17 protein-coding genes and 1 pseudogene are annotated in these 17166 nt (G+C 64.0%); 4 read left to right on the top strand and 14 right to left on the bottom strand.

Annotated features, from left to right (window positions below):
* Positions 1-144: 144 nt before the first annotated feature.
* Together QM685_RS17010 and QM685_RS17005 are read left to right on the top strand one after the other, a co-directional pair.
* Positions 145-1551 (top strand): LLM class flavin-dependent oxidoreductase, encoded by a 1407-nt coding sequence (locus QM685_RS17010; protein ID WP_415117542.1) that lies wholly within the window; start codon positions 145-147, stop codon positions 1549-1551.
* 74 nt (positions 1552-1625) lie between these two features.
* Positions 1626-2153: a flavin reductase gene (locus tag QM685_RS17005; protein ID WP_415117541.1), complete on the top strand. Its 528-nt coding sequence runs from the start codon at positions 1626-1628 to the stop codon at positions 2151-2153.
* Between the two features lie 28 nt (positions 2154-2181).
* Here QM685_RS17005 and QM685_RS17000 read toward each other — a convergent pair whose 3' ends face one another.
* The 6 genes and pseudogenes from QM685_RS17000 to QM685_RS16975 all read right to left on the bottom strand — a co-directional run bounded on the left by QM685_RS17000 (position 2182) and on the right by QM685_RS16975 (position 7163).
* Complete coding sequence (locus QM685_RS17000) at positions 2182-3333, bottom strand: DUF1501 domain-containing protein (RefSeq protein ID WP_415117540.1); 1152 nt, start codon at positions 3331-3333, stop codon at positions 2182-2184.
* A gap of 5 nt (positions 3334-3338) precedes the next feature.
* The gene (locus QM685_RS16995) at positions 3339-4847 is read right to left on the bottom strand and encodes a DUF1800 domain-containing protein (RefSeq protein WP_415117539.1); all 1509 of its coding nucleotides are present in this window, start codon (positions 4845-4847) and stop codon (positions 3339-3341) included.
* A gap of 82 nt (positions 4848-4929) precedes the next feature.
* Complete coding sequence (locus tag QM685_RS16990; protein ID WP_415117538.1) at positions 4930-5460, bottom strand: periplasmic heavy metal sensor; 531 nt, start codon at positions 5458-5460, stop codon at positions 4930-4932.
* A complete protein-coding gene (locus tag QM685_RS16985; RefSeq protein ID WP_415117537.1) occupies positions 5457-5876 on the bottom strand; it encodes a hypothetical protein in 420 nt (139 codons plus the stop codon). The genes QM685_RS16990 and QM685_RS16985 overlap by 4 nt, the downstream gene beginning before the upstream one ends.
* Positions 5873-6457: pseudogene (locus tag QM685_RS16980) on the bottom strand (RNA polymerase sigma factor); the annotation flags it as partial. The pseudogene QM685_RS16980 and the gene QM685_RS16985, both read right to left, overlap by 4 nt.
* A 388-nt stretch (positions 6458-6845) precedes the next feature.
* On the bottom strand, positions 6846-7163 hold the full coding sequence (locus QM685_RS16975) for a hypothetical protein (RefSeq protein ID WP_415117536.1): 318 nt from the start codon (positions 7161-7163) through the stop codon (positions 6846-6848).
* Positions 7164-7394: 231 nt separating this feature from the next.
* Between QM685_RS16975 and QM685_RS16970 the strand changes: the two genes are divergently transcribed.
* Positions 7395-8081 (top strand): HAD family hydrolase, encoded by a 687-nt coding sequence (locus QM685_RS16970; RefSeq protein ID WP_415117535.1) that lies wholly within the window; start codon positions 7395-7397, stop codon positions 8079-8081.
* A gap of 221 nt (positions 8082-8302) precedes the next feature.
* A complete protein-coding gene (locus QM685_RS16965; RefSeq protein WP_415117534.1) occupies positions 8303-8542 on the top strand; it encodes a hypothetical protein in 240 nt (79 codons plus the stop codon).
* 37 nt (positions 8543-8579) lie between these two features.
* On the opposite strand, the gene QM685_RS16960 is transcribed toward QM685_RS16965, so the two are convergent.
* From QM685_RS16960 to QM685_RS16925, 8 genes are all read right to left on the bottom strand, one after another.
* Positions 8580-9371: a GNAT family N-acetyltransferase gene (locus QM685_RS16960; protein WP_415117757.1), complete on the bottom strand. Its 792-nt coding sequence runs from the start codon at positions 9369-9371 to the stop codon at positions 8580-8582.
* Between the two features lie 77 nt (positions 9372-9448).
* Positions 9449-10924, bottom strand: coding sequence for a glycosyltransferase (locus tag QM685_RS16955; RefSeq protein WP_415117533.1), 1476 nt, complete (start codon positions 10922-10924; stop codon positions 9449-9451).
* A 13-nt stretch (positions 10925-10937) separates the two neighbouring features.
* Positions 10938-12023, bottom strand: a complete 1086-nt coding sequence (locus tag QM685_RS16950; protein WP_415117532.1) for a CgeB family protein — start codon at positions 12021-12023, stop codon at positions 10938-10940.
* Positions 12024-12028: 5 nt separating this feature from the next.
* Entirely contained in the window at positions 12029-13342 is a 1314-nt protein-coding gene (locus QM685_RS16945; protein WP_415117531.1) for a glycosyltransferase, read from the bottom strand.
* Positions 13339-14310, bottom strand: coding sequence for a polysaccharide deacetylase (locus QM685_RS16940; protein ID WP_415117530.1), 972 nt, complete (start codon positions 14308-14310; stop codon positions 13339-13341). The genes QM685_RS16945 and QM685_RS16940 overlap by 4 nt, the downstream gene beginning before the upstream one ends.
* 5 nt (positions 14311-14315) lie before the next feature.
* The gene (locus QM685_RS16935; protein WP_415117529.1) at positions 14316-14867 is read right to left on the bottom strand and encodes a hypothetical protein; all 552 of its coding nucleotides are present in this window, start codon (positions 14865-14867) and stop codon (positions 14316-14318) included.
* A complete protein-coding gene (locus QM685_RS16930; RefSeq protein ID WP_415117528.1) occupies positions 14864-15976 on the bottom strand; it encodes a glycosyltransferase in 1113 nt (370 codons plus the stop codon). The genes QM685_RS16935 and QM685_RS16930 overlap by 4 nt, the downstream gene beginning before the upstream one ends.
* A complete protein-coding gene (locus QM685_RS16925; RefSeq protein ID WP_415117527.1) occupies positions 15973-17142 on the bottom strand; it encodes a nucleotide sugar dehydrogenase in 1170 nt (389 codons plus the stop codon). The genes QM685_RS16930 and QM685_RS16925 overlap by 4 nt, the downstream gene beginning before the upstream one ends.
* Between the last annotated feature and the right edge of the window lie 24 nt (positions 17143-17166).

Raw genomic sequence — 17166 nt, 5'->3', positions numbered from 1 at the left:
GCCAACAAGGGGCAACAATGTCTTGCATAGTGATTTTTCGTCCACTATATTAAACAAAACCGGGCCCGACAGGGTTGCATGAACCGATGCATCGCCCAAACGCCCTCTTCGCTTCTCACCCGTCCAACCCAGCCGGAAACCGCCATGCCGAAGGAAATCGTTCTCAACGCTTTTGACATGAACTGCGTAGGCCATATCCAGCAAGGCCTGTGGACGCATCCGCGCGACCAGTCCGCGCGCTACACGGACCTGCAGTACTGGACCGACTACGCGAGCAAGCTCGAGGCGGGTCTGTTCGACGGCATCTTTTTCGCCGACGTGGCGGGTGTCTACGACGTCTACGGCGGCAGCCCCGACGCGGCGATCCGCGGCGCGGTGCAGGTGCCGGTCAACGATCCGACGCTGCTGATTCCGGCGATGGCCGCGGTCACGCGTCATCTGTCGTTCGGCGTCACGTCGAACCTGTCGGTCGAGCAGCCGTATCTGTTCGCGCGCCGCATGTCGACGCTCGATCATCTGACGCGCGGCCGGGTCGGCTGGAACATCGTGACCGGCTATCTGGACAGCGCGTCGCGCGCGATCGGCCTGACCGGCCAGATGGCGCACGACGACCGCTACGACCTCGCCGACGAATACATGGAGCTCGTCTACAAGCTGTGGGAATGCAGTTGGGAAGACGGCGCGGTGCTGCGCGACAAGGCGCGCGGCGTCTATGCGGATGCGTCGAAAGTCCACGTGATCCATCACCACGGCAAGCAGTATCGCGTCGATGCGATGCATCTCGCCGAGCCGTCGCCGCAGCGCACGCCGGTGCTCTACCAGGCGGGCTCCTCCGCGCGCGGCAAGCAGTTCGCGGCGGCGCACGCGGAATGCGTGTTCGTCAATGGCCAGGCGAAGCCGGCGGTCAAGGCGATCGTCGACGATATCCGCGCGCACGCGGTCGCGGGCGGCCGCCGCGCGGACGACATCAAGGTGCTGCTCGGCCAGACCGTGATTACCGGCCGCACCGATCGCGAGGCCGAGGAGAAGTTCGAAGAGTACCGTCGCTATGTGAGTTCGGAAGCGGCGCTGGTGCACGCGGCGGCCTCGCTCGGCATCGACTTCGCGCGCTACGATCTCGACGAGCCGATCGAGACCGGCAAGAGCCAGGCGATCGTATCGAACGTCGAGGCGATGACACGCGCCGCCGGTCCGCAATGGACCAGGCGCAAGCTGCTCGAACAGATGGTGCTCGGCAGCCGTCAGCGGCCGCTCGTCGGCTCGGCGCAAAAAATCGCCGACGAACTGATCGGGTGGACCGAGGAAACCGGTGTCGACGGTTTCAATCTGTCGCGCACCGTCGTGCCCGAGTGCTTCGACGATTTCATCGAACTCGTCGTGCCGCTTCTGCAGGAACGCGGCGCGTACAAGCGCGCGTATCGCGACGGCACGCTGCGCGAAAAGCTGTTCGGCCACGCACGTCTGCCCGAAAGCCATACGGCGGCGCGCTTTCGTTCGCCCGCATGCGCGGCGGCGCCCGCAGATGACACCGCACACAAATCGCGCGTATGACGCACATCACTCGCACCTGCGGTACCACGGGCGGCACGCCCCAGCGGCGGCAGGACTTTTCAGAAGAGGCGCCCATGCTTGACAGGAACACGTTCCGGGACGCGATGGCCGGGCTCGGCGCGGCCGTCAACATCATCACGAGCGACGGCGAAGCCGGGCTGGCGGGCTGCACCGCATCGGCGGTCTGCGGTGTCACGGACGAACCGCCCACGCTGCTCGTCTGCATCAATCGCGGCAGTCGCAACAACGCGGCGTTCCGCGCCAACGGCAAGCTCTGCGTGAACGTGCTCGGCGCCGAACAGCAGACGCTTGCCGCGCACTTCGCAAGCGGCACGCTGCCGATCGGCGAGCGCTTCGCCGCCGCGCAATGGAAGCGCCTCGCGACCGGCGCACCGGTGCTACAGGACGCGCTTGCGTCGCTCGACTGCGAGATCGAATCGGTAACCGAGGTCGGCACGCATACGGTGTTCTTCTGCGCGGTGAAGGCCGCGCGCACGCATGACGGCGAGCGGGACGCGCTGATCTATTACGGCCGTCGCTATCATCGTGTCGGAACGGATTCGGTGCATGCCGCGCACGCGGCGGCGCGCCCGGCGCAGTAGTCGCAGTAGTAGAACCGGGCTTGCGGCGTCACGCCGTTCGCACGATCCCCGTCACCGGTTTGCCCGCTCCCGTCCGCCCGAACAGCGCCGCCACCGTGCGCTCGGGATCGAGCCCGAGACTTTCACTCGCGGTGCCGGCGATCAACGCATCGAGCGACGCGGTCGGCCGCAGATCACGCCCCTGATATAGCTGATGCGACGCGAGGCCCGGCCAGTCCGCGATGACGCGACCGCCCTGCACGGAACCGCCCAGCAGCATCGCGACAGAGCCGGTGCCGTGATCGGTGCCGCCGGTGCCGTTCGCCGCGGCGGTCCGGCCGAACTCCGTCGCCACCAGCACCGTGGTCCGGCTCCACGACGTCTCCATCCCGTCGCGTAACGCCGCGAGCATCGTGTCGAGCGCCTTCAGTTGATTCGCGAGCCGCGCGTTCTGCGCGCTGTGCGTGTCCCAGCCGCCGGTTTCGATCATCGCGATGCGCGGACCATCGTCGCGCGCGAGAAAACTCGCGGCGAGCTTGCCGAGGCTCGCCGGGTCCTGACGCGCGCCGGCATCGCCCGCGAGGCCGCGCGCGGCCATCGCCGATTCCCACAGCGGCCGCAGTTGCGCATCCTGGTCGTATAACTGCGATACGCGCGTGAGCAGATCGTCGGGCGCCTGCGGCAACGCCGATGGCGCATAGGACGTCACCGCGGCCGGCCCGCGCAGCGCCATCGGCACGGTCGGCGCGAACGCGATCGCGGTTTCGCGCGTGGCAGGCAACTGCGCGGCAAGCCGGTTCAGCCAGCCGTCCTTCACCTGATACGGCGACGCGCCGCCGGTTTCCAGCACGTTCTGTCCGTCGAAATGCGAGCGGTCGCGATACGGCGACGCGACCGCGTGCACGAACAGCGCCTCGCGATCCGCGTACATCTTCGCGAGCTGGGCGAGCGCCGGATGCAGCGCGAACGTGCCATCGAGATGCGGCGCGGCCGACGCGTCGATCGCAAGCGGACCGCGCAACGTCGCGTAAGCGGGATCCGCGTACGGCACCACGATGTTCAGCCCGTCGGCCGCGCCGCGCTGGATCACGAACACGAAACGGCGTTCGGTCGCGACGTGCGCGAACGCGATGCGCGGCGACACGAGCAACGCGCCGGCGCCGGCGGCGGCGACGCTCAGAAATTGGCGGCGTGACAGCATGGCATTCATCTCCGTTGAAAATCGGGCGATACGAGCAGCAGCGCTATCGCGGTCGAAGCGCTTTCCGCGCGCCCCACCGCGCTGGCCGTCGGCTCGCTGAGCGAGCCTGCCAGCAGTGTGTGGCCGAGGGTGCGCGCATCGAGCCGGTCGCCGACGCGCGCGGCGAAACGCTGCGCGACTTCGACGCGGCGGACCAGCGCATCGGGCGCGGCCCAGCTCGCGGCGATATCGTCGTAGCCCGCGGGCGAGCCGGGGCGCCACACCGGCTGGCCGAGCTGGGTGAGAATCGGCGCGCTCTGCAGATTGCCGAGGTCGTGCCAGCCGAGTCCGCGCATCGACGAAATAGTCCACTCCCACGGCGTCTTGAACTTCACCGCGGCCGGCGACCACGCCTGCGGCATCTCGAGCAGCGCGCGATAGACGGTGGGCAGATCGCCGCTGCCGCGCTCGAACGCGTCGGCGAGGCGCTCGCTCACGCCGGGCGGCGGATTGTCGGCGACGAAATGGCGCGCGAGCTTCGCGCCGATATGCCGCGCGGTGGCCGGCGAACTCGCGAGGTCGTGCAGGATCGCCAGCGCCTGCTGTTCGCCGGGTTCGTCGTAGCGGCGTCCCATGATCGTGCGCGAGCCGGGTTCATGCAGCGCGGGACGGAACACGAAGCTGCCGGGTTCGGCGTTCTGCCGCGGCCCGCGGCCGCCTGCATTGGCTGGATTGCCGACGACACTCCAGCCGGTCAATGCGCGCGCGAACTCGGTGACGTCGTCCTGGCTATAGCCGCTGCGCACGCCGAGCGTATGCAGCTCCATGATCTCGCGCGCGAGATTCTCGTTGAGCCCGCGCTTGTTCTCCGGATTGCGTTGCGCGGCGCGCAGCGCGGCCATGCTGTCGGGCCCCACCGAGCGCGCCTGGTCGAGAAACAGTTGCATCGCCGGATGACGCTCGACCGCCACGAGCATGTCCTCGAAACGGCCGAGCACGTGCGGGCGGATCGCTTCCGCCTCGAACGAACCGGCGAGCGCGGCGACGCCGGGTTTGTCCACCGATACCGCGAAGTGGTTCGCCCAGAAATGCACGAGCCGTTCGACGAAGGGCGTCGGCGTGGTCAAGGCGCTTGCGACGCGCGCATTGACCGACGAGCGGTACATGTCGAGTATTTCGACGCGCAATGCTTTTCGTTCGGCCTGTTTCGCCGTCTGGGCATCGGGTTGATTGTCGGCCTGATTTTGGGCCTGGTTTTGGGGCTGATTACCGGCCATGTTCGCGGCCGCGTTGCTCGCCGTCCCTGCATTGCCCTTCGCCTGTTGCTTGAACTGCATGCGCTGCTGCACGAGTTCCGTCGACAGCGCGATCGAATCGGGCTGGCTCGACCATGCGGCCGGCCGCGGCTCGTAGTGCTCGAACTGCGCGAGCAGCCAGCCTTTCGGATCGGCGGGCGGGGTGTCGTCGGCGCGCGCGCCGAGACCGAAGCGGTTCAGCGCGATCGCCGCGGCATTCAGGTTCGGTGAGTTGGCCATACGATCCTCGTCGGCGTTGAAGACGCTCGAATACCGGTTAAACGGCCGGCACAGCGCAATCCGTCGCCGCGGTCCGTCATTTTCAGTCGTCCGCCGCCGGGTTGGCCGACGCGCTGTCCGGCGCGCTCGCCGGCTTCTTCGCATTCGGCGCCGGCAGTGCTTCGCGCCATTGCCCGCGCTGCTTCAGGCTATCGGCGAACTCCACGCGCTCCGCGGGCGAGAGTGTCGCCGCGAAATCCGCGACGCTCGCCTCGACCATCGCGCGCAGGTTGCTGTCGGCCGAACGGGTGCGGGCGAGCGCGGCATCGAGCGCCGCGCGATCGAACTGCGGCGCCGCGAGCAGACGCAGCACCTCGCGACGCCCCTCCCGTCCTTCGCGCGCATACTGCCGCCCTTCGCGGCGCGCGTTCTTCAGACCGTCGATAAACGCCTGCTGCCGCTCGGGCGGCAACGGTTGCGCGGCAAAACGCAGCGCGCGCTGCTGCGCGGCCGCCGGCTGATTCGCACCGTGCGCGGCGAACCATTGGTACGCGCCCCCGGCAATCGCGCCGAGCAGAAACACGTTGAGCGCCGCGGAGCCCAACAGCGCGAATTTCCACGACCGGCCGTTCATTCGCCGCTCCAATCGGCGGAAGTGCCGCCGAAGCTCGAAGTCAGATAGGAAGATTCATGCACGAGCGGCGGCGGGTTCTCGGTGAGCACGAAGAACGACACCGCGAACGCGCCGGCCATGCCGCCGAGCAGTCCGACGCCGGCCACCGCCGCGCCGGACCACCACAGGCGCCGGCGCGCGGCCGGTCGCCTATGCGGCGCGGCCTCGACGATCCGGCGTTGCAGTTCGAGGCTCGGCGGCTCGACCCTGTCGATCGCGAGCCACGCGTCGAGGCCGGCCGCGTCGCCGAGCAGCGCCTCGGCTTCGGCGCGATGCGACTGTGCCCACGCGTTCGCGTCCGCGCGTTCGCGCTCCGGCCAGCGGCGCGCGTCGGCGCCATAGGCTGCGACGATCTGATGGAATCTTTCGGGCGTCATGACTTGTCCTTGCTAAGACCGCTGCCGGTCAACTGGGCGCGCAGATTGCGGCGTGCGCGCGCCAGCAGACTTTCCAGCGCATCGACGCTGACACCCATCAGGGCGGCGGCGTCGATATTCGACATCTCCTGGTAATAGGTCAATACGAGCGCTTCGCGCTGTCGCGCCGGCAACGCGGCGAGTGCCGCGCGCACGCGCGCGCTCTCGGCGAGCGCTTCGAGCCGCGCTTCGGGCAGCGCGGCGGGATCGATCGAATCGGGCAGCTCGTCGTCCGGCACTTCGCGCCGGCCACGCAGACGGTCGTAGCAGAGATTGAGCGCGACCCGATGCATCCACGTGTCGAATTTCGCTTCGCCCTCGCGCCAGCGCGCGGCCTGTTTCCAGATTCGCACGAACACCTCCTGCGCGACGTCCTCCGCTTCCATGCGATCGCCGAGCATGCGGGTGGCGAGCGCGAGCAACCGCGGCAGCTTGCGCGCGACGAGCGAGCGCACGGCGCCGGGTTCCTCGCGGCCCACCTGCGCGATCAGCTCGGCGTCCGGATCGGGCGGGACTTCGCTCAAGACATGCGGCTCCGTCGCGACATGACGCGCGTCTGCGTGGACCGCCTCCGGGGATGAACGTCATTCACCTGTGCCGCTCCTTCCATATCGATTTCAGCTTGCCTGCCGGCATCGTTGCACGGACGCCGTATCGAACGGCGCGCGTGCGCTTCGCGGATTCGCCGCCTGTCGCGCATGATGGCGCGAGACCGCAATCAATAATCAATATACGACGACTGCCGGCCGGTAATAGGCCGGCCGCGCCGGATACACCACACAGCCGGCGAGCGAGGCCGCCAGCAGAATCGTCACGAGCGTTTTCATCGCAAACCTGCCTGAATAGCGGGATGAGGCCGCGCGTCTTCAAACGCGCAGCACGTGGTTGGGCAGCGCATGGATTCATGCGGAATTCGGATCACATCCGGACTCAGGCCCAATGCCCTTCGATCCAGCGCCAATGCGGCCCATACTGCGCCCAATGCCCGGGCACCCAGTGATAACCGACGCGCACCGGCTGCCAGTGGCCGGGCGCCCACACGTAGCGGCCGTGGTTCCAGCGCCAGCGGCCCTGATCCCACACATAGCCCGCACGCGGCGCGGGCACGACTTCGACGCGCGGCGGCGGGGGCGCCATCGGCGCGATGATCACTTCGGCGAATGCGGATGCGGCGCTCAGCGTGCCGGCGCAACACAGCGCGGCGGTGAGCACGTGACGTAGCAGCCGGTTCGGGCGGTTCGAGGCCATCGTGGTTTCTCCCTGTCAGAGTCAGAAAAAACCGGGGCCGCCGAGCCAGGAACGGCCCCGTTTCTTCTTGAACGCGGCAGCGGGAAAAATCCGTCGCGCTATCGGCAGCCAATGCGCAGGGCATGGCCGCAGGGATGCGCGCGGACGATGGCCGACGCGATGCGCGACCCGGCGAGGTAGCCGCTGAGGTATGCTTGGCCGGTCCGCAATCTCGTTCCCTTCTCTATCCCGATGGCTGATTTCCCCTTCGACGCCGTGCTCTTCGACTGCGACGGCGTGCTCGTCGATTCCGAACCCATCACGAACCGCGTGCTCACCGAGATGCTCGGCGAGCTCGGCTGGCACCTGAGCGTCGAAGAGACGATGCGCATTTTCGTCGGCAAGATGGTGAAGGACGAAGCCGCGCTGATCGAGGCGCGCACCGGCTTTGCGATCACCGCCGACTGGCTCGCGCAGTTTCGCGCGCGGCGTAATGTGGCGCTCGACAGCGAACTGCGGGCGATCGACGGCGCGGCCGACACGGTGCGCGCGTTGCAGCGCACGCTGAACGGGCGCATTGCGGTCGCGTCGGGCGCGGATCGCGTCAAGATCGAGTTGCAGCTCTTGAAGGCAGGTATGCTCGACTGCTTTGAAGGGCGTATTTTCAGCGGTCACGAAATGCCGCGCAGCAAGCCGTTTCCTGATGTTTATCTCGCGGCGGCGGCCGGGCTTGGCGTCGATCCGCGGCGTTGCGCCGTGATCGAGGATACGGTCACCGGCGCGACCGCGGGCGTCGCGGCCGGCGCGACGGTGTTCGGGTATTGTCCGGCGCAGCTCGGGCATAGCAGCGCGACTGCGTTGCATGGCGCGGGGGTGGTGCAGGTGTTCAGGGATATGGCTGAGTTGCCGGGGTTGCTGGCGGGATGGATCACGCGCTGATCTACCGGCGTGTTGGCGGCTGATGTTGGCGGCTGAACGACACCGGCCTGTCGCAAGTTGGCCGGGGTCGTTCAGTTTTCGGATGCGCAGATGCGGCCGATCAACGCGCGAGCCAGCACAGGCGGTCAAGCGCGCCGCATGGCATGGTGCGTGCAGCGGGAACGCCCGAGCGCGGAGCCTTTACGCGCTCCTTGCCCATCCAACGTTGCTGGAGATTCATCATGACCACCTTGACCCTCACCGACCTGTCGTGCTGCGACGCACTCGACCACGCCGCTGCGCAATCCGTGCTCGGCGGCAGCTCGTGCTTCACGCGCGAAAACCCGCTGTCGTGCCACGGCAGCAAGCCGCCGGTTTACAACCCGCCGCACTTCAACCCCTGCCCGCCGGTACATTTCGGCTGCGGGCCGGTCTATACCCCGATCTGCCATCCGCAGCCGGGCCACATCGTGCCGCTGTAAGCGGCGACGTCTCGCGCCGCTTCGCTGAACGGCGCAATCAGGGATGCGGCCCGGGTGGTACGACCGGGCCGTAAATGGGTCGCTTTGATGTCGTCGTAGCAGGTTTTGACTTCGGGACGCGCGCCGCGTGTGCACCCGCATCGAAGCACATACGCACCGATTCCAGTTCCGCCGGCAGACGCGGCGAACGCGGCTTGCGGCGCGGCAGATCGACGAAGCCTAGCCGGCGATAAAGCGCTGCCGCACGCGAATTGCTCACGAGCACGTCGAGCACGATCTCGCGATCCGCCGTCTCAAGGCCGCGCTGGTGTGCGACCTCACCGCGAATTGCATGTTCGAACAACGCGGAAAAAACACCCGTGCCGCGCGCATCGGCCAGCGTCGCACAATGCGCAACAAGTGTCTGCGCGCGCTTCGGCTTCGGCAGCTCGGTTTCGAGGACGAGGCCGCGCAACAGCATCGGTACCGCGCGCAGCGGGCCGAAGTAGCGCAGCAGCGTCCAGACGATGTGCGGATCGTCACTCAGTATACGGCGCCCGTCGTGGGCCGCGAGAACGGCCACGATCTGGCCACGCGCATCGACGGCAACTTCGTGGCGCCGCCACGAAAAACGTCCGCCGGAAAGCGCAAACGCGTGCTCCAGAAACGCAATGCATTGATGAGCCGGTACGCCGATAAAAAACTCGAACTCGTGCTCGCCCGAGGCGAATACGAGCGGTGCGCACGCGGCCGCATCACTTGCGCGCGCGGGGCGAAACGACAAACCGGGAGAGGCGATCGCGAACTCCCGTGCCGTGTCCAGCTTCGTGTTTGCGAGGACGGAATTCATCGTCATGTTCGATACCCTGATGCGACTGCGGCGACTTCGCGCCACGGCAGCCGTTGTGATACGGGACTTTCGCCTGCCTACACGCGCTTATGCGCCTGTCTCTCCTGCCACGACCAGTAGATCACCATCCCGAAGCCGACGCACACGGTCACGTCCAGCGGAACGAGGCAGTAATTCCCGCGTTGAAACCCCACCCAGACCGCTAGTGCCGAATAGAGGAACGTGAATATCTCGCCTGCGAGCAACACCGAGTTGATGCGCGGCACGGTGGCGCGATAACCGTCCTGGCCCTTCGGCGTCCGGTGAAAATCGCCGTGCACGCCGAGCAATGCGCGCATGCCGCCGACGAAGTAATACCAGGCCATCGGCAGGAACATCGCGATATATCGGTAGGTATCCCACAGTGCTTTCAGGGCGCCCGGCCTGCTATCGAATCGCGCGCCCCTGCGCGCGGCAAATGCGTTTTCCAGCCCCCAGAGCGCAACGAGGCCGAAGAATGCGAGCGCGCCCCAACGCACGCCCACGCTGTCGAAATGCACGAGGTACGTGAGCGGCAAGCTCAGCAATACCAGCACATAAATCGATGCAAGCAGCACCGAGGAGAACATGACGGAAATCGCATGCATGCGCTTCATCAACGGCATACGCTGCAGCAGCATCTGCTTGAGGTGCTTGAAGGCGCTGTGAATCAGACCACGCCCCCAACGCTCGCGCTGAATGCGATATGCGCTGATGGTCTCGGGCAGCACCGACATCGACACCACGTCGCGCAAATAAGCGTACTTCCAGTCGCCGAATTGCGCGCGGTAGCCGAGATCGACATCTTCTGTCACCGTCGACGCGTTCCAGCCGCCCAGCGCATCGACGCACACCTTGCGCCATACGCACGAACTGCCGCTAAGCGATGCCATGTCGCCATCTTCGCTCAGGCCGACCGTCACGTATTGCTGATGGCCCATCTCCATCGCCTGGAAGCGCGTGAGAAATGACACGTCGCGATTCTCGTAACCGATGCCCGTTTGCAGGAATCCCAGTCCGGGATCTCTGAAACACGGAATCGTTTTCAGCAGGAAGTCGTTGGGCGGCACGAAATCCGCGTCGAAAATTGCGAAGAATTCGCCGCGCGACTGCTGAATGCCGCTGACCAGATTGCCGGCCTTGTAGCCCTTGCGGTCGCGCCGCCTGAGCAGACGAATATCGACATCTTGCGCAGCGTAATGCTCGACTTTCCCGCGCGCGAGTTCGGTGGTGCCGTCCGACGAATCGTCCAGCACCAGAATTTCGAGCAATCCCGACGGATAGCGCAGACGGCAGGCAGCGTCGATCAGCCGCTCCACCATCTCGGATTCGTTGCAGATGGGCAGCAGCACGCTCACCGACGGCCAGCGCTCGATGTCGGCTTCGGCCGCCGAATGCGCGAGTTCGGTCAATTTGCGCCGCTCCACTTTTCGCGAGATCAGAAAGACCCGCAATTCAAGGAGCACGTACAGCGCGAAGTAGACGACTACGACGAGAAATACTGCCTGGCAAAACCAGGAAAGCAACGCGAGCATCGTGGTCAATTCCTCACAGCTTCACGACCGCGCCGATTTCCTCCAGCCTCTGTGCCCATGTGTGGTTCTCTCGCACATATTTCGCGCCGGCCTCGGCACGCTCGAGATCTTCCCGCGAAGGTCCGTGACGCAGCCGCGCGAACAGATCACGCGTCTCGTCGTAAGTATTCACAACGTGGCAGAAATCGCGGAAATGGCGATCCACCGCACGGCTAGGGTTCGTCACCGCAATGCCCCCGCACGCCAGAATCTCCAGCAGGCGGCGGGAAAACATCGTTGCCGAACTCGTGACCGAATTCACGTTGATCGAAACCACGTGCGACTTGTAGACGTTCGCTGTTTCGCGGTGCGGCACCTTGCCGTGCAACCGCATCTGACTCGTCTTCGGAAAGCGGAACTCGAGATGGCGCGACAGCCGGTCATGATTGCGGTCGAACACGTTGAGCGGCATCTGGTTGTGCTCGCAAATTTCGAACACCATGTCGAGAAAACGACGCCGCTCATTCAGAATGCGCCGGTAATAGCTGCCCGTAAAACAGACTTCATTGCGCGTGAAATTGAAGCCCGTGAAGCTGTGAAACGCCGGCTGAAACGGCATGATCAGCGTATTCACGGGCACGTGCGCGGGCACCTGCCGGCGATAGCGTTCGAGGCATTCTTCGTCTGTCGTAAAGACGTAATCGAATACCTTCGCCACGTCGATGAACGCTTCGAAGAACGGACCGTCGTCCTTGTTCCAGAACACCGTGGGAATTCCGGCTTTCCTCGCGAAATCGACCAGATGGAAAATCGCCTTCGGCTTCGTGAGGCGCAGAATTTTTGGCTGCTTCGCCAGTTCGTAGCGCCAGCTTCCATCCACGCCGTGAAAGGCCGATTCGACGAGCACCAGATCCGGATTCCAGTGGCTAATGACGTCACGGTAATTCGAGGGCGTCATCACGCGCACACGGCATTCGGCGGACAGACAGTCGGCCGTGAAATAGTCCGTGACGAGCGCGATCTTCAGCCGGCCGAAACGCCCGGCTCGCTCGACATCTTCCGATACTTTCGGATAGTCGTAGACCAGTGAACCCAGTCTTCTAATGACCCTGCCAACCATTCCCCTTACCCCGCACTTTTCGGTAGTGCTTCGATGACAAAGTCGCGCCAGCAACGCTTTGTGGTCGCGTATTCTTTTGCTTGCTCGCCGAGCGCGGCAAGTGCCGCGCGATCACTCATTGCCACCTCAATCACGCGCGCAAGATCGGTCGCATCGCCGGCATTGAAAAACCAGCCCGCGGGACGCTCGCCCATTTCGTCGCGAAACACCGGCAGATCCGGCACGATGACCGGCTTGCCCATTGCCAGCGCCTCGACGAGCTTGATCGGCGGCACGATTTCGCAGACCTTGAACGGCTTGCGCGGAATACAGACCAGCGCACAGCGGCTCAACGTTTCCTGCGCCTTTTGCGGCGCCATGCGACCCAGAAAGCGGATCTGTTCCGACAAGCCGAGCCGCTGCACCTGCGCTTCGAGCGACGCACGCGCTTCACCGTCGCCGATGAGACTCACGGCAATCCGCACGCCGCGTGCGCGTAATTGCGCCACGGCGTGGATCAGCGTGTCGAGTCCTTCGTAGGCCATCAACGAGCCCGCATAGCCGATCGTGTCATGCTCTATTTCCCGCGACGCGAGCGATACGAAGCGTTCGGGCTCGACACAATTGGGCAGCAGGAACATGCGTTCCTTATCGATGCCCCAGCGCGCGCGCGCAAAGCGCCCCAATTGCTCTGAGATCACGAACACGCGGTCCGCGTGGCGCGCGACGAGCCCTTCGAGTTCGAGTCCTTGCCTGAAGCCCTGGCGCCGTTCGTAATGCGGTGTGCGCGAAATGCGCGTGAGTTCCCACAGGCCACGCATTTCATACTGGAACGGAATGCCCAATTGGCGTGCCGCCAGCAATGCCGGTAACGCGTTCACGTGATTCGACGCGGCGTGAATGACCGACACGCGATGTTGCTTCGCCCACTGCGCCACCACGCGCGCCGCCTGCATCGCATACAGCAGCACCGGACGATTATTGGCCGGCCCCGCCGCATGCAGATACCGTACTTCGCCAACCCGGGTTTCTCCGCTCACGGCATCGTGCAGGCGGTCGATTCGATCGAACGGATAGCCAGGCCGTGTCAACGCATGCACGCGTCCGCCCGCCGATGTCATCGCGCGAATGACCTCGTGCGTGCGCGTCGTGTAGCCGCTCGTGTGATACGGCAATGCGCTTGCGGCCACATACAGCAGCCCGCTGCCATCGGCCTCGAATGACGCAGCAGGAGCACGCCGCTTTGCCTTGCGATCCAGCGTGCGGACCGTAAGCCACCGGCTCAATCCCAGATACGGCTCGCTGACGAACGTTTGCAGAGAATCGAATGCGCTACTCATGCCCGCACGGTCCCTTGCGGCTTGAGTTCCGCCCGCGCGAGATCGACAGTTTGCGACATCCTGATCTTGCCGCGCGCGTGCAGATCGAGAAATTCTCCAGTCGTGATTACGTCGTAGTCTTTCGTCAGACGACGCAGAAGCTTGCGATAGCCCTCGACACGCTGATCGTCGCGATAAGTCGCGTAGCCATTTTCATCCCAGTACAGCAGCGACCACGAATGCAGCAGGAAAATGGAGAACGTCGGGCTGCCGCTGAACGTATCGAGCAGCAATTTGCCCCACCAGGGACGGAAACGGAAATACGGCGACTCCGGATACGTGAGGCGCGCCCACCATTCGTCTTTGCCCACTTTCGGCAAGATCTTCTTTTCCGTCATCGGCACTTCGATCACGCCGTTCGACCATGCGTACGGCAGATTCGTCGGTTCGCTGAAAATGGCCTGTTTCGCGTAGACGGCGCACATCGAATTGTTGAACGATGCCCGCACGCCTGCGGCTTTGAGCGCGCGTATCGTGGCCGAATTCCAGCGGAACGAACCCGCCCGATGCGCGAGAACCGGCTTGCCCGTTTGCTCCGAGATAAGCCCGCCAAAATGTTTGATGACGAACTCGGCGCGTGCGTCGTCGGTATATTGATTCATATACTGCGGCCGGCGCGCGAGTCCATGCTCGGCCCAGAACGAATCGGGCAAATATTCCGGGTGCGTATGCAGTTGCACGTCCTGCCCCACGGAATCGAGCCAGCGCACGACTTCACGCGTTTCGTCCAGATACGACCACGCGCCGCATTGATCGACGAAATAAACGTGCCTGGCGCCGAACTCGTCGCCGATCTCGGCCATTTCACGGATTCCCGCCGTTCCACGTTCGTGTACGCCCCACATGAGCCGCTTGACGTGATCGTGCGGCGCGCGTTTGGGCAGCGCTTCGGTATCGACCGTCAACATGGCATAGCGATTCTTTTGCATCTTTCTCAACTCGATTTCAGCAATGCATGCCATTCCGCCTCGCTGGCCAAACCAGCGCTCAACGGCAAAACGGTTGCATTGCGATAGCGCCACGCGAGATACGCCTGCTTTCTCCGCTGTAGCGATGGGCCCTCGCCGCTCAATGACGGCACATATTCGACCAGCCAACCCAGCCGGGAATAAAAGGCGAAATCGGCGATATCCGTCACCAGAACCGGCGCCAGATCATCGCCGCCTTGAAGCTTTTTCGACAAACTTTCGCACGCGGCGCGCAATTGATGACGATCCGCGTCGAGGGCCCAGATCATCACAGTCTTTACATCGGCCGAAACCGGCCTGTGCTTGAGGGTCGGCAGCCACGGATATCGCGTAACGTGCGGCGAAATCAGACTTGTCGACGCCAGTAGATGTCGAATGCGCCGCCACACGCCCTCCTGCCATGAGGACGGCGGTTTTTTCCCGAGCAGGTCGTAACGGGCGAGCAAATCCCATTCGGGTTTGGCTGCGAGCCTTTTCACTTGACGCCGCAATGCTTTGGCTTCCGCGATCACGCTCACTGCATGCGCTCCCGTCTTGCCGCCAAAGCGAGGATTTTTTCCGCTGCAAGCACTGCGCCGTTCATCGGAATCGTTGCGCGTTTGGCGGGCGTGCCGTTCAGCATATCGAGCAGTTTGTCGACCGCGGCCTCGCATTCGTCGTCGGTCTCGCAGGCAGACACGACAGCCGGCATGACGTCGGCGACCATGTGAGCGCGACGCACCTGATCGTCGGCGAGTTGCGCATTGGGCACGAGCAGCGCGGGCACGCCCGCCTGCACGAGTTCGCAGCAAGTGTTGTACCCGGCGGCGCCGACAAAGGCGTCGAATGCACGCAAATAGCGCGCGAGCGGATAGACCGTCAGCGGCATCACGCCGGCCGGCAATTCAATGTCGCGCACGGAAATAGGCGCACGCACCCAGACTACGTTGAAACCGGCCGCATCGAACATACGAATCAGACTGTGCCCGATTCCCGCCACGTCCTTCAGATTGCCAGGGCCGAGCGCGAACAGGACGAAACGGCCATCCTGGGGAAGATTCAACGCCTCGCGCGCTGCGGCGCGGTCAAGCAACTCATGATCGTCAAGCACGCACACGGGCGGCACGAGCGCACGCGTGCCGCCGCCTTCGAGCGGCGTCTCGCTTTCCTGCGCGCCCAATTCGCCGGGCTGGATCACGAGATCGAAGTGCGACTCGTCCACGGAGACCGTCTTGCCGTCTTCCTTGAGCAAACCACGGTTCGACCAGACGAGCGCTGGCGAGCCGAACGTTTCGCAGGTTGCCAGAAACCCTTGAAACGGCCAGGTGCCGTCGAAGACGATTACGTCGGGACGTACGCGTTCGAGCACCATGCCGAAACGCACTGCCAGCTCGCTATTCCACGCAAACGTGGAGCTCGTCGACCAGTATGGCGAAACGAAGTAATCCGCCTCGAATCCCATCTCTTCGATGAGCTCGATGGCCGACGCTAACGAAAAGAATACCGGTCGAGCACGGCCGCGCAACTGCCGCGCATACGAAAGACAACGATTCAGATGGCCCATGCCTGAGCCATTCACGTTGAAGAACAGAATGCGGGGAAGCGCCGGGCCGATTGAATCGTTGCGAGCCGGTTGCGGATCGTTCATGCGTCGCCGCCGAACAGATCGCGCGTGTATACCTTGTCCGCAACGTCTGCCAGATCGGTCGTCATGCGATTCGCGACGATAACATCGGCCGAGCGCTTGAATTCATTCAGATCGTTGATCACCGACGAATTGAAGAAACTCGATTCGTGCATCGCCGGTTCGTAGACGATGACTTCGACGCCCTTCGCTTTAATGCGCTTCATCACGCCCTGAATGCTCGACGCACGGAAATTGTCGGAACCGGCTTTCATCACCAGACGATAGATACCGACCACCTTCGGGCTACGCTTGAGCACGCTCTCGGCGATGAAGTCCTTGCGCGTGCTGTTCGATTCGACGATCGCGTGAATCAGGTTTTGCGGCACGTCGCTGTAGTTCGCGAGGAGTTGCCTGGTGTCCTTCGGCAGACAGTAACCGCCGTAGCCGAAGCTCGGATTGTTGTAATGAGAGCCGATGCGCGAGTCGAGGCACACGCCTTGAATGATCTGGTGCGTATCGAGGCCGTGCTGCGCGGCGTATGTGTCGAGTTCATTGAAATACGCAACGCGCATGGCGAGATACGTATTAGCGAACAGCTTGATCGCTTCTGCTTCGGTGCTGTCGGTGAAGAGCGTGGGAATGTCCTGCTTGACGGCGCCCTTCTTGAGCAGATCGGCGAAGACTTCGGCGCGCTCCGAACGCTCGCCGACGACGATACGCGACGGGTACAGGTTGTCGTACAGCGCCTTGCCTTCACGCAGGAATTCCGGCGAGAAGATCAGGTTTTGCGTGCCCAGCGTCTCGCGCGTGCGCTCCGTGTAGCCGACCGGGATGGTCGACTTGATCACCATGACCGCTTGCGGATTGATTTCCTTCACATCGCGGATGACGCTTTCGATCGAGCGGGTGTTGAAGTAGTTCGTTTCCGGATCGTAGTCGGTCGGCGTGGCGATGATCACGTAGTCGGCATTCGCGTAGGCTTCGACCTTGTCGAGCGTGGCGCGGAAGTTGAGCGGCTTATGCGCGAGGAATTCCTCGATCTCGGTATCTTCGATCGGGGATTGTTTGCGGTTGAGCATCGCTACTTTCCCAGGAACGATGTCGAGAGCGATGACCTCGTTATTCTGAGCGAGCAAGACAGCGAGAGAAAGGCCGACGTAGCCGGTGCCGGCGATTGCGATTTTCATTGGCTTACCTTTTTAAAACAGAGA

Origin of the sequence: Paraburkholderia sp., from assembly GCF_047605525.1 — a bacterium.
In the GTDB taxonomy this organism is placed as follows: domain Bacteria; phylum Pseudomonadota; class Gammaproteobacteria; order Burkholderiales; family Burkholderiaceae; genus Paraburkholderia.
The sequence above is the reverse complement of the archived record's forward strand: the minus strand, read 5'-3'. Positions and strand labels throughout refer to the sequence as shown.